13 protein-coding genes are annotated in these 13,230 nt (G+C 46.4%); 6 read left to right on the top strand and 7 right to left on the bottom strand.

All coding sequences use genetic code 11. The features are described from left to right. The first annotated feature begins 11 nt into the window (after nt 1-11). A complete protein-coding gene (locus tag ACN6NF_RS07590) occupies nt 12-863 on the top strand; it encodes a DegV family protein (protein WP_474316558.1) in 852 nt (283 codons plus the stop codon). A gap of 156 nt (nt 864-1,019) precedes the next feature. After that, nucleotides 1,020-2,645, top strand: coding sequence for an S-layer homology domain-containing protein (locus ACN6NF_RS07585; RefSeq protein WP_474316556.1), 1,626 nt, complete (start codon nt 1,020-1,022; stop codon nt 2,643-2,645). Nucleotides 2,646-2,716: 71 nt separating this feature from the next. Here the strand turns inward: ACN6NF_RS07585 and ACN6NF_RS07580 are convergent, their stop codons facing one another. Continuing rightward, nucleotides 2,717-4,306 (bottom strand): amidohydrolase, encoded by a 1,590-nt coding sequence (locus tag ACN6NF_RS07580; RefSeq protein ID WP_474316555.1) that lies wholly within the window; start codon nt 4,304-4,306, stop codon nt 2,717-2,719. Between the two features lie 47 nt (nt 4,307-4,353). Next, nucleotides 4,354-5,052, bottom strand: coding sequence for a 4'-phosphopantetheinyl transferase family protein (locus ACN6NF_RS07575; protein ID WP_474316554.1), 699 nt, complete (start codon nt 5,050-5,052; stop codon nt 4,354-4,356). Nucleotides 5,053-5,275: 223 nt separating this feature from the next. Between ACN6NF_RS07575 and ACN6NF_RS07570 the strand changes: the two genes are divergently transcribed. After that, complete coding sequence (locus tag ACN6NF_RS07570) at nt 5,276-6,742, top strand: RICIN domain-containing protein (protein ID WP_474316553.1); 1,467 nt, start codon at nt 5,276-5,278, stop codon at nt 6,740-6,742. Nucleotides 6,743-6,849: 107 nt separating this feature from the next. On the opposite strand, the gene ACN6NF_RS07565 is transcribed toward ACN6NF_RS07570, so the two are convergent. Further along, the gene (locus ACN6NF_RS07565; RefSeq protein ID WP_014599583.1) at nt 6,850-7,365 is read right to left on the bottom strand and encodes an acyl-CoA thioesterase; all 516 of its coding nucleotides are present in this window, start codon (nt 7,363-7,365) and stop codon (nt 6,850-6,852) included. A 99-nt stretch (nt 7,366-7,464) separates the two neighbouring features. Further along, on the bottom strand, nt 7,465-8,013 hold the full coding sequence (locus tag ACN6NF_RS07560; protein ID WP_474316552.1) for a helix-turn-helix domain-containing protein: 549 nt from the start codon (nt 8,011-8,013) through the stop codon (nt 7,465-7,467). A gap of 233 nt (nt 8,014-8,246) precedes the next feature. Between ACN6NF_RS07560 and ACN6NF_RS07555 the strand changes: the two genes are divergently transcribed. The 3 genes from ACN6NF_RS07555 (at nt 8,247) to ACN6NF_RS07545 (ending at nt 10,710) form a co-directional block, all read left to right on the top strand. Then, entirely contained in the window at nt 8,247-9,485 is a 1,239-nt protein-coding gene (locus ACN6NF_RS07555; RefSeq protein WP_017426681.1) for an MFS transporter, read from the top strand. A gap of 176 nt (nt 9,486-9,661) precedes the next feature. Then, nucleotides 9,662-10,387 (top strand): AzlC family ABC transporter permease, encoded by a 726-nt coding sequence (locus ACN6NF_RS07550; protein WP_016820470.1) that lies wholly within the window; start codon nt 9,662-9,664, stop codon nt 10,385-10,387. Then, nucleotides 10,384-10,710, top strand: a complete 327-nt coding sequence (locus ACN6NF_RS07545) for an AzlD domain-containing protein (RefSeq protein WP_474316550.1) — start codon at nt 10,384-10,386, stop codon at nt 10,708-10,710. The genes ACN6NF_RS07550 and ACN6NF_RS07545 overlap by 4 nt, the downstream gene beginning before the upstream one ends. 6 nt (nt 10,711-10,716) lie before the next feature. Here ACN6NF_RS07545 and ACN6NF_RS07540 read toward each other — a convergent pair whose 3' ends face one another. From ACN6NF_RS07540 to ACN6NF_RS07530, 3 genes are read right to left on the bottom strand one after another with little or no spacing between them, the layout of a single operon-like run. Continuing rightward, complete coding sequence (locus ACN6NF_RS07540) at nt 10,717-11,451, bottom strand: ABC transporter permease (RefSeq protein ID WP_474316548.1); 735 nt, start codon at nt 11,449-11,451, stop codon at nt 10,717-10,719. A 13-nt stretch (nt 11,452-11,464) separates the two neighbouring features. Next, nucleotides 11,465-12,172: an ABC transporter permease gene (locus ACN6NF_RS07535; protein ID WP_474316546.1), complete on the bottom strand. Its 708-nt coding sequence runs from the start codon at nt 12,170-12,172 to the stop codon at nt 11,465-11,467. Beyond that, a complete protein-coding gene (locus ACN6NF_RS07530; RefSeq protein WP_447250002.1) occupies nt 12,169-13,092 on the bottom strand; it encodes an ABC transporter ATP-binding protein in 924 nt (307 codons plus the stop codon). Before ACN6NF_RS07530 ends, ACN6NF_RS07535 begins: the two co-directional genes overlap by 4 nt. Nucleotides 13,093-13,230 lie beyond the last annotated feature (138 nt).

The raw sequence follows: 13,230 nt of genomic DNA, 5'->3' as shown, positions 1-13,230 counted from the left end.
GGATTTAATGTATGAACAAAATTAAAATTTTTGCAGACAGTACCAGTGATGTTCCTGCCCACTGGCGTCAACAGTACGAGATTAGCATTGTGCCATTGTATACAGTATTTGGTGATGAAGCATTACAAGATGGGGTGAACATCCACCCGGAACAATTATTTCAGCGTGTCAGCCGCGAGGGACGCTTACCTCGTACCGCCGCACCTTCTCCGGCAGATTTTATTCAAGCCTTTACGCCCTACATAGAACAAGGAGATGACATTTTATATATCAGTCTTTCCTCCGAGCTATCATCGACGTACCAGAATGCGCTGCTCGCTGCCTCCGAATTTCCAGAAGGTCGCATTACGGTTTTTGATTCTCTGAATCTCTCGTGCGGCTTTGGCCTGCTTGTAATGAAAGCTGCTCGCGCGGCAGCAAACGGTAGTACGATAGAGCAGATTGTAGACATGTTGACGGCAACCAGACCGCTAATCGACACGGAATTTGTGATTGATACACTCGAATATCTATATAAAGGCGGAAGATGCTCAGGCATGCAAAACCTGATCGGCAGTCTGCTCAAAATTCGTCCGGTAATCAAAGTGATTGATGGAAAAATGACGCCTGCCTACAAGGTCCGCGGCAAACGTGAAAAAGCACTAGAACAAATGCTGCAAAATGCCCTGAACCAGCGGGATTTGATGGATAACGATATGATCATTGTCGTGCACGCTTTGGCTGAGGAAGATGCGCTGATGCTGCAAGCACGTCTGGAAGAGGAAACGAACGCACAAGAGGTACTACTAACAACAGCAGGCTGTGTTATATCCAGTCACTGTGGTCCACAAACGATCGGTATTATGTATGCCAAAAAAGCATAGTTTATCCAATATCAAACCTGTTACCTATTGGTAGCGGGTTTTTTGGTATTTTTCCAGCAATTTAGCAATGAATAACTTTCCTCTTTTTGATAGTATTATTCGTCGAGTAACAATATATACACTTACAATCTATCATAAAAAAGAAGGTTATTGGGGATGAGTTCCAAACGATCGCGTTGGCTAACCAGGTTTACTCTATCAGCAACTACAGCCATTACAATATTCACAGCATTCACTTCATACTTAGCTGCCCCGGCAGCAGCATCCGGCGTAGCTTTTCGAGATATTTCACACAGCTACGCCTATCAGTCTATTATTTCCCTGCACGCTAAAGGAATTTTGAACGGTACCCAATCTGGTTACTTTTCTCCGAAAAAGGCCGTTACCAGAGCTGAGTGGGTTACCGCATTGGACCGTGCCCTCGCTCTGAAGCCTGTACAAGCAGCTGTTTCCTCCTACCGTGATGTTCCCAAACAAGCGTGGTACTACGGCTGGATTGAAGCGGCTTCGCAGCTCGATATCGTCCAGGGAGGAACGTCCGGCACATTCCAACCCAACAGTCCTATAACCCGGCAAGAAGCAGCCTTAATGATTGCACGTCTCATCCGCTCTTCGGGTGGATCAGTTGGCACCACATCCTCTTTCACCGATCGTGACGAAATTGCAGATTGGGCTCTTGAAGGGGTAACCACCGTGAATCGTTACGGCTTTATGAAAGGTGAAAACAACTATTTCCACCCGGCATCTTCTCTCACTCGTGAAGAAACAGCGGCATTATTAGAGCGTCTGCTGGCGTATTCAACACAGCATGCTCGCCAAGCTGCTTCCACCGCTTCTTCCATTCGATTAGGCTGGCAATATGACCAAACCGTTCAGCAATTTGAAAATACGGTGCTTCAATCCAACATCAACACCCTGTCACCACGCTGGTTTTTCTTGAACGAAACGGGCAGTATCAGCGATTACACTAACTCTTCGCTGCTTATCTGGTCCAAACAGCATCAAAAAAAAATCTGGGCTATGGTGGGCAACCGTTCCAATCTGGCGTTGACGCACCAAATTCTGTCCAGTGAGGTTCTACGAGCTAAAACCATAACTCAGCTCGCCAATGCTGTATCTGTACATGGTTTAGACGGGCTTGTCATTGATTTTGAAAATGTAGATGGTCAGGACCGTGCCTATCTTACATTGTTCGTCCAACAATTAAAAGTGAAGTTGAAAAGTCAAAATGCAGTACTGGCGCTCTGTGTATCTCCTGATTACGGAACGGACTGGACTGCCGCTTTTGATTATCAAAGACTTGGCGCTGCTGCAGACTATCTAATCCTGATGGGATATGACGAGCATTGGGGGGGAAGCTCGATCCCCGGCTCCGTGTCCTCACTACCATGGCTGCGTGAAAGCGTACGACGCTTTGTACAAACCACCGATCCGAAAAAAGCAATTTTGGCGTTGCCGTTGTTTACACGGAATTGGACTCTCAACGCTAGCGGGCAGTCAATCGCTTCCTCTGATATTTCACTAAATCAGCAAAATCTGCTGGTATCCCGTATCTCCTCCAAACCGATCTGGAACGAGGATATTCAGCAGTATACCGTGTCTTACAAAGATACTCAGCTTCATAAGCTATGGCTGGAAGAAGGGCGATCCTTCACTCGTAAGTACCGCTTGGGTCAGGATGAAGGATTTGCTGGCTTCGCATACTGGTATCCAGGCGGCGCAAGCTCTGACCTGTGGGCCAGTGTGAAAAATGCGGACCGCTTCATACAGCTTGGCTTGTAAAAATTCAAAAGCCTTCAACCTCACGTAAAAAGTGAAGTTGAAGGCTTTTTCAATACATACGTATTACCAGCCTACGACCGATATGCAACTTGCCCGTTCACAACGGTCATTCGTACCTTAACATCAAGCAAAGCCTGGTGACTTTCCGATACATCGCGGTCAATAACGGTAAAGTCAGCGGCTTTGCCTTCAGCGATTGTCCCTCTTTCATCAGCTTCCCCAGCCGCTACGGCGCTTCCCATAGTAAACAGATGAATGGCTTCGTGAACATCCAGCTTCTCAGCGGGAAGATAGCCCTCATGCATTTCTTCCGGCTTGGCGCGAGTCACTGCCGCATGTATACCCAGAAATGGATTTAGGGGCTCGATCGGCGCATCACTGCCTCCAGCACACGGAATGCCTGCTTGCAGCAGCTTTTTCCAGGCATACAAATATTCGGTCCGTTCTTTACCAACCCGTTCCAGCACCCAGGGAAAATCACTTGCGACAAAACGTGGTTGGATGTCTGCAATCAGCGGCAGCTTCGCCATTCTTTTGACCAAATCAGCCCTTAGCACCTGCCCATGAATCAGACGATCCGGCACCCCGCTTTCCTTCGTTAGTCCATGGGCCTCCATTGCTGTCAAAATCATATGCGCCGCCCCATCTCCGATGGCATGTACAGCCACTGGAAAGCCTGCGGCTCTGGCTGCTGCCACCATCTGATTCAGCTCTGGCTGTGATTGAATCGCCATTCCACACGTATGTGGAGCATCACTATAAGGTTCGGATAATAAAGCCGTTCTCCCACCAATAGCGCCATCAGCAAACATTTTAATCGCACCGATTTTGAACCACTCATTTCCGGTACCTGCACGCAGCTCCTGTACTTTCACTTCTTCCATAAATGGATGATAGATGAGCTGGTGTGTGCGAAAAGCAAGACCTTCTTCTCTCAGCTCCTTGTAAATTCGCTGCATCGTCTCTATGCTGCCCAAAAAACGCAAATCCTCCGTGTGCGCAGCAGTCAGACCCAGCCGTAGCGCATCCAGACAAGCCCGCCGCATCGTATCCTTCTTCGCTGAATAATCCGGCTCTGGCTGCACGCTTGTAAAGGCAAAGGATGCTTCCTCATAAATCAATCCATTTAACCGCCCCTCTGCGTCTCGTCCATAGGCTCCTGAAGCCGGATTAGGGGTGTTCTCGTGAATACCTGCACGCCGAAATGCCTCTGAATTGGCCAAAAACGTATGAAAGCACGTACGAGTCAGATATACCGGGTGCTGATCTGTAATGGCATCCAGCTCAGCTATATTTGGAATTTCAACAGGAATAAATGCGTTTTCGTTCCAATTAAGTCCTAAAATCCATTCTCCCGGCGGTGTTACAGCGACCCGCTTGCGCAGCATAGCCAGCATCTCGTCCTTAGAAGTAGCTGATGTAAAATCCAGCATAGCCAGCTTCATACCATGCATAGACAAATGCATATGGGCATCAGTTAAGCCCGGCAGTACATTGGCACCCTCCCAATCCACCGTCTCGTACTCCTTACCGGACAACTGTAATTCAAGCTCCCGGGCATATCCAATAGCCTGTATGCGGCCATGCTGTACAACGATGGAGTCTCCTTTGGAAGCCCAGTCCCCATATAACCTGCCGTGTTTGAACAAAACGAATGTCAACGCCACTCATCTCCTTTTTTCCACCTATACGCTTGATCTGCAGCATATTACGCCAAAGTTGCTACTTCCAAGCGTAGTTTATTTATATCTATCTGCTGTACCTCTTGTGCAAAATGATCATGAGCTGCACAGACAGCCATTTTATAATCTGGGTCCAGTTCATACTGCTTAAAATGACAATACTCTGTAGTAAAACCTTCTGTCGTGAAGCCTATAGACGGTCGTGCTTCCAACTCGAATGAAAATGACTTTAATGGCAGCGTTAGCCCCTGCCCTTCAGCCTTCACAAAACTTTCCTTAAGCGTCCAAAGATCGTAGAAATAGGCTAAACGACTCTCTGCATCCTGCTGCATTAATGCATCGTACTCTGTGTCTGAAAAGCATACCCTGCCTACCTCAAAATCAATAGGACGGAGCTGTTCAATGTCAATACCAAGCGGGTGATCATCAATGGCGCATACTACCCATTTTCCCGAATGAGAAACATTAAAATGGAATGCCGGCGCATTCAACAAGGAGGGCTTGCCAAAAGCATTGTATGTAAACCGTAGGCTGGCATTTGGTATTCTTAATTGCCGACAAACCAACCACCTTAGTAGCACATCGGCGTATAATCCCCTCAAAGCGTCTTCTCGATGTAAAAAACGATCCAACTTGTGCTGTTTTTCCAGTGAAACCTGATTTACCAGTAATTCATAATGTCGCTCAGCCTCCGGCTTACTTGTATCAATTGCGTATATTTCCATGGTCGCCTCCTGTATACCTAATGGATATTAGCCAGTTTGTAACACTCACCAGTTGATTAAAGTCTGTTAAATTGGGATGACGCTTGCCATATACATGGTCAATATACTACTCTAGCACTTTCAATTCAATATGGATACAATTGGGATAAGCAGCTCTATCAAAACTACTTCATAGCTATTAATGAAAGCGCTTTAAAATAACCATGCAGAGGAGGACGAAACAATGAGATATGATTTTGCCCGCTTGCTGTGTATTATGCTCACTATTTTGCTTTCGTTAAGCATTTTTCAGATGTTTTCACCTAAGATCGCTTCAGCTGCTTCAGCGAATGTAGTAAATGGCGTTCAGTTTAAAGATACAGATGGAAACGTGGTCCATGCCCATGGGGGCGGGATGATTAAAGTGGACGGTTATTATTATTGGTTTGGTGAAAATCGTAATCCGAATGGAACGTTCAAGGCGGTCTCCGCCTATCGTTCCTCTGATTTAAAAAATTGGGAGTTTCGTAAAAACGTGCTGACCAGCAGTTCGGCGGCAGAGCTGAATGTGTCGAATATTGAACGTCCGAAAGTGATTTATAACGAAAAAACACGCAAATACGTATTATGGATGCACAAGGAAAACGGGATTAATTACAACGAAGCCCGAGTAGCAGTTGCTTCATCCGATACTGTAGACGGTGATTATACGTATCAGGGCAGCTTCCGTCCGCTGGATTATGATTCGCGCGATATGACCGTATACAACGATAACGGTACTGCATATCTGATTTCGGCTACCCGGGTAAACGCGGATCTGAACATTTATCGTCTGACACCGGATTTCCTTCAAGTTGAATCGCTGGTGACTACACTTTGGCCAGGACAATATCGTGAAGCTCCGGCGATGTTCAAAAAAGGAGACGTCTACTTCCTGATTACATCCGGGGCAACCGGCTGGAATCCGAATCAGGCCAAGTATGCTACCGCGTCCAGCATTGAAGGAACCTGGAGCAATACGATGAACTTCGGGGATAGTACGACCTATGGCTCACAGTCGGCCTACGTCATTCCTGTTGAAGGTACGCAGACGACCTCGTATCTGTACTTAGGCGACCGTTGGGCTGGGGCGTGGAGCGGTCCTGTGCAGGATTCGCAATATGTGTGGCTGCCACTGCGTTTTCCAACTGCAACCTCATTAGCCATGGATTGGTTCGACAGTATTAACATTGATACCGCCAGTGGTGTGGTGGAGGGCGTAACTACGCCGATGGTCATCGACCCGGATAGTTATTATCAGCTGGTAAGCCGCAAGAGCAACAAGTCGCTAGGCATCATTGGCAATGCGACGACAGACGGAGCAGATTTAGAGCAGCGTGCGAATTCCGGAGCGCCAAGCCAGCAATGGCAGCTTAAGGATGCAGGCGGCGGATATTATAAAATTGTGAATCGGAACAGCGGGAAGCTGATTGGTGTTGAAAGCGGTGCTACATCGGACGGCGCAGTTATTGAACAGTGGAATGATGGAGGCTGGTCCAGCCAGCATTGGCAGCTCGTATCCGTAACCGGAGGCTATTACAAGCTGAAAAATCGGGCAACGGGCAAGCTAATCGACATTTCCGAAGGTGCCACTGCCGATGGAGCCAAAGCCATTCAATGGGGCGATAATGGCGGGACGAACCAGCATTTCCGTGTAGTCAAAGTGGAATAGCTCAGATCCTTATCAAAAGGAGCCGTCATCCGAACAGTCGTAGTGATCGCTAACGGAAAACGGCTCCTTTTTATGCTAAAACGGTAAAATGGGTGATGTCTAGTACACTACACTTCCCACGGAAAATCTGTCGTCAGAAAACTAGCCAGCTGCTTGCTTTCTTCCCTCCGCTGACGCCGTATGGCTGCGCGCGATGGAGCCGTCTGGTGTAATTGTATTTGCTCCTCTGTTTCCGGAATCACCTGTGGGACGGTCACTTTACGATTGTTCTCGTCCAATGCCACAAAGGTCAGGAAGGCGGTAGCTGCAATTTTGCGATCGCCAGTCATCAATCCCTCGCGAATCACCTTTACGAACACCTCCATCGAGCTGCGGCCTGTCCAAGTTACGAACGCTTCCAGCGTGACAGAATCGCTCGGGTGGATAGGCAGCAAAAAATCTACCGAATCCGTCGAGGCTGTAACTGTGTTCGTACGGCACAGCTTGGCGGCAGCAATAGATGCGATATCGTCGATATACGACATCAATCGGCCTCCAAAAAGCGTGTTATGATTGTTGATATCGTTGGGAAATACTCGGGACGTCTTAAAGCAGTAGGTTTCTCGGATGTACTTGCTTTCCATGGGTTCTTTCCTCTCTTTTCCTCGTTGCTCTCTTTTTATATCTCAGGATTTTGCAGAATCCTGTGTGGAAGTCTGTTGTAGACTACATTAATCATCCCACTAATCCGCATAATAAATCAATACATAAAAATCGGCATCCTCATCCGAATCATTACGATAGGTATGGATATCAGATCCTTGAAATTGTACCGCATCCCCTGCACTCAGTTGGAGCTGTTGCCCCTGCATTTCAAAGTACATTTCTCCACGAATCATGAGAATTGTTTCCTCTCCGAGATGCTTTTCTGCCTGATGTGTAAAGCCTGGCTTCAGACTTACGGTGAACACTTCGAACTTCTTTTCCGAGTGATACGGGAATACAGGATAAACAAAATAGTTACCCTCCTCATCAATAACCGGATGCAAATCTGCTCTCCGAATCTTCGTGATTTGCGGCGGGTCTTCTTTAAGAAAGGTGGAGAAGGATACGTGCAAGCCGTTCGCAATCTTCCAAAGCGTGGTTACTGTAGGATTGGATTTTCCCTTCTCAATTTGAGCCAGCATCCCTTTGCTAACCCCTGTCAGTTCAGCCACCTTATCCAAACTAAGTCCTCTAGTTTTCCTAATTTGAGCCAAATTAGAACCAATAATATATTGCATTGAATCCACCGAATTATACCTCCTCGTATCCAAAAGTCTATATATGAAGAATACACAAATGTGTCCGCTGTAGCTATAATTTACTGTTGACATTAACTATAAATGTCCTTAAACTTCACTTACTAAAACGTTTTTCAAAACTACTGTAATATCCTGAAGGAGGCTGCTATGCTGTGACTTTTCCATCCTTGAACACCCAACAGGCGAGAAAATCAACGTTGACTATCTAGGAGGGACTAAATTTGAATCCGCAAACCCGCAAGTCCCGCCACATGTACATGATGCAGCTGGCGACAATTTTTATTGGCTTTATTGTATTTGGTATCTCGGAAAATATAAAAGGTCCTGCCATTCCACGCATTCAATTCGACTTCAATCTGGATGAACAGCAGCTCGGAACATTGTTGTCTCTAAACGCACTTGGTTATTTGATTGCCTGCTCGTTCACCGCCGTCCTTGTCCGTAAGTGGGGAATCAAGGCGGTCAGCATCATTTCTTTTGCTTCCATGATCATCTCGGGAGTGTTCATCTACCTGTCGCACACGTATCCGTTCTTCGCTTCGTCCTACTTCTTGATGTATATCGGGAACGGCATGCTGGAGATTGCACTCGCAATTTTGGGGGCGAGGATTTTTGTGAAAAATACCGGCACGATGATGAATTTGTCTCACTTTTTCTATGGGCTTAGCTCAACAGTCGCCCCTTTGCTGGCGACGGGAGTCATGTCACTGACGGTATTTGGACATACGCTAGACTGGCGGGGAATGTATCTGGCTATGCTGTCGCTCTGCCTGCTGCCGATTGTGGCCGCGCTGCTCAGCACCTTCCCGGGAGACGATCTGCAGCATGAGGAACGGACCTCACTCAAGACCCTAACCCGCGATCCGGCACTCTGGATGATGGTAATGATCCTGTCGTTTGGAGTAGTCTCTGAGCTCGCAGTTGGGGGCTGGCTAGTCAACTTTTTAGAGAAAGCGTATTCATGGAGCACGGTGAAGGCGTCCAGCATGCTCTCAGCGTTTTTTCTTACCTTCTCGTTGGGGCGCCTGTTGCTTGGTCCGCTCACAGACCGGATGGGGTTTGTACTTTCGACGATTCTATTCTCCGCCTTCTCAGCGATATGCACGTTTGCAGCAATCGCGGGTGGGGAGAGACTGGCGTTTCTCTTTGCCGCATCGGGTGCCGGCATTGCAATGATCTATCCGACCGTGATGGCGTTCATAGCACGGAGATATCCGAAAGACAGTGATACAGCTATTACGTTCGTCGTCACACTGATGGGCATAGGTAGTGTCATTGGCAACTATGTGATCGGCTGGGTAATCGAAGGGGTCAAGATAGTCTACGGCGCAACCACTGAGCTTGGCATACTGCGCGGGCTTCAGGCGGGATATGGAGTTATTGGTCTATGTGCAGCCATCTGCGCGGTCTCGGGAATGATTCTCTACGGATATCTGAAAAAACGGCAAGAGCTTATATAAGCCACCACCTTAGGGTTGTCCCATAAGTCATGAACTGACTGGGGCGCCCTTTTTTTACGAACTACTTGTTCGCTATAGGGATTATTCAATATAACATACAATTGTATAATATATTGATACTTCGCAATTTCCGTTATATACTATTATAAAATTTATACACTGGGGGTAAGGTTAACATGTCCATAGCTTCGGAATTGAGCGGAACGAAGCCCGATTCACTGAGCGTTTTACAAGGGGTTAAAGATTGTATTCCTACACTGCTTGGTTATGTATGTATTGGATTCGCAGCTGGCATTGTGGGCGCTTCATCAGGGGTTAGCACCATGGAAATTGGTCTGATGTCAGCGCTTGTATACGCAGGCGCCTCCCAGTTTATTATGTGCTCGATGCTGGCGGCAGCCAGTCCTCCGTCTGTCATTATTTTAACGACATTTATTGTGAATGCTCGCCATCTGCTTTTAAGTGCGTCATTGGCTCCTTACTTTTCTAAATACTCACTGTGGAAAAACATAGGCATCGGTATCCTTTTGACGGATGAATCCTTTGGGGTAGCGTCGGATAAATTGGCTAAAGGCGGGCAGGTCAGTGACCGCTGGATGAACGGACTTAATATTACAGCTTATCTCGCTTGGATTGCCTCCTGTGTGGCTGGTGGAGTGCTAGGGAATTGGATTTCCCAGCCGGAAGCTTTTGGTCTAGACTTTGCCTTACCTGCAATGTTTCTGGCCCTACTCATTTCCCAGCTCCAAAGTGTCCAGACCTCCAAACTCAAGCATCGCCTGCTGCTTGTGCTATGTATGGCCGTTCTAATGTACCTTTTGTCCTGGTGGGTGCCATCACATATCGCAGTCATTGTAGCGACCATGATCACCGCAACGATTGGAGTGTTAACCGACAAATGAATATTAGTCCCATTGTCCTGTATATCATTATCGGCGGCATGATTGTCACGGCAATTCCGAGAATCATCCCCTTCGTCGTGCTGCAAAAACTGACGTTGCCCAAACCTGTGTTACAGTGGCTGTCCTACATCCCCATTTGCATCTTCACGGCACTGGTCATGGAAAATCTGCTCGTACGAACCGAAACCACGGTCACTCTTAATGGACAAGTACTTATAGCGGTCCTTCCTACGCTGTTGACCGCTTTGTGGAGCAAAAATTTGCTGGCTACTGTGGTTGTCGGTATTGTGAGTATGGCTGTAGTTCGACTTTTGTGGTTGTAATACTAGCTACAGCCAATCTCTATTCACAAACATCTTTCTTCCAGCAAATAGATAGGCTAAAAACGTAAAAAGTACAATCAAACCAAGACTATAAGGCTCAACTCTAGGAGCATAGCTCGCTGTTTGCGGCAACATGATATAATAAGGAATCGTAAAAGGAAACCATGCGCCTATGGAAGAGTGAAAGCCTGTCATAACAATATTAGGCACCACACAGCAAATAGCCATTCCTAGTGAAGCTCCAAAATTGCGAATTTTCACCGAGAGCATAAGCTGGAGGGCTGCCAATGGTAGAATCCCGAACCACCCTCTCCATCCGGTAGAAAGGACGAGCAACCAAGGGATTCTTCCTGGAGCACCTGCTATATACCCACCTACAAAATATCCTACTATGAATGTAAGCTGATCAAGAAACAGGATGAGAATGAGCAATATATATTTTGCATAATAGATTCGCTGACGGGGATATGGACTGCTCAATAAAATCTTCCATCCCCCGTCTCGATGTTCGTATGCGCACAAAAGAGAAGCGATAATTCCACAATAAAGCGGATAAAAAAACATCGAGTGAAATTGCGCCGCATAGGTGTATAGCATTAACCAGCTAGGCTCATAAAACTGCTTCAAATCGTTCAGTTCCAGGACTCCCATTAAAGAATTGATAACCGCATCTAATATAATGAGAATCCATACCATGACCCATTGAAGCTTCATCGCTTCCACGCGTAAAATGGATCCCATACTTCTCCTCCTCCTATTTGAATTCATGCTTTCTAAACTGTAGAGTACCGAGTCCTGTGAAGATGACCCCTGCACATAAAGCAATGATCACCCACATTACGTATCCCTTAATTAGAGGACTTGATAGAGCCGGATACGACCAAGGTAATAATTTAATCCAAAGAATACTGGTTCGTGCCAAAAACAAGCTGGCAATAGAACCAAATATGCCAAATGCTAACGGGAATGCCTGATTAGTAAAAAGCGTAGACAACCAAAGTTGAATTGCAAGTACAGGCAGAGTAGCCAAGCTGGCGTTAATCGGCTGCAGCAGCATAACTCGCCAAGGAATGGACTCGTTTGTATACAGCACCCAGATGAGACTCATCCCTGCTATCGTAATCAAGGCAGTACCAAACTGCAGAATCACAATCCAAAACATTTTGGATAAGTAGATGTAGCTTCTGGGAACCGGCATGGCCATAAGCTGCTTCCATGTTTGGGTATCATGCTCTGTACCCGCCATAATACTTGCTAGAAGTGTACCGCTAAGCAGCATCACAAACGAGATGAACATAAACATAACCGCAAAACCAGCATAGACCCCTCCTGGCCCCTGACGAAAGTAGAGATACCATTCCATGACAGTCATCCCTGTAAGGACACAGCCCTGTATTAGAGGAAGCCACCAGCATATTTTTTTCAGCTTATATCCTTCCGCCTTGATAACTTGGAGTATCATAAACTTCGCTCCTTACCCGTCAGCTCCAGGAATATTTCCTCCAATGTTTTTTTCTTCTCCCTTACCCGATAGACGGGGTGATTGTGCTCTACCAACACTTTGATCATCTCCGATGATTGTTGCCGATCCACAATAGGAGTTATGACCTCTTTTTGCTCCATGGATTCAGCTCCGGCAATCCATCCATGCTGCATCAGGGCTCCAGCAGCCTGAACAGGATTTTGGGTTTCAATGAATAATTGAGGCTTGCTTTTGTCTGTAAGTTCTTTCATCGTTCCCTGGAAAATCATTTCTCCTTGATTAATAATCCCTACATAGGTTGCGATCTGTTCGATTTCACTTAGTAGATGGCTCGAAACCAATACCGTCATTCCGTAAGCATCAGGCAGGCTCATAATTAACTCCCGAATTTCCTGGATACCAGACGGGTCCAAACCATTCGTCGGTTCATCAAGAATCAACAATTTGGGATCAGCAATCAACGCCATGGCAATTCCTAGCCTTTGCCTCATCCCCAAGGAGTATCCTTTTACCGGTCGATACGCATCTTTGCTTAATCTCACCAAATCCAGCACTTTATGAATTTTTCGGGTCGGCAGCCCACGCATTGTTGTAACGATTTCCAAATTTCGATATGCAGACAAATGGGCATAATAGGCAGGTGATTCAACCAGAGAACCTACATCCTTTAATATTTCCATGCGATGATCCTTGAGCTTTTTCCCAAAAATCTCAATCTCCCCGGATGTGGATTTAATCAGCCCGAGTAGCATACGAATCGTGGTCGTTTTTCCCGCCCCGTTTGGTCCCAAAAATCCGTAAATTTGCTTCTCAGGTACCTGGAGATTTATTTGTTTGACAAATTCTCGTTTTCCAAAACGCCTGGTTAGCTGCTGTGTATGTATTATATATTCAGACATTTCCTGATCTCCTCTCGACTTTTAATGCTGAAGTTTTAGTTACATACAGTTTACAGAAGGAAAGTTAACATCAGGTAAACAGTTCCTAAACAACAGGCAAAAAAACGAGCGGACTCCAAAATGTGAAGGCACAGATGT

The sequence above is a fragment of the Paenibacillus sp. TSM33 genome, assembly GCF_056099025.1.
The sequence above is the reverse complement of the archived record's forward strand: the minus strand, read 5'-3'. Positions and strand labels throughout refer to the sequence as shown.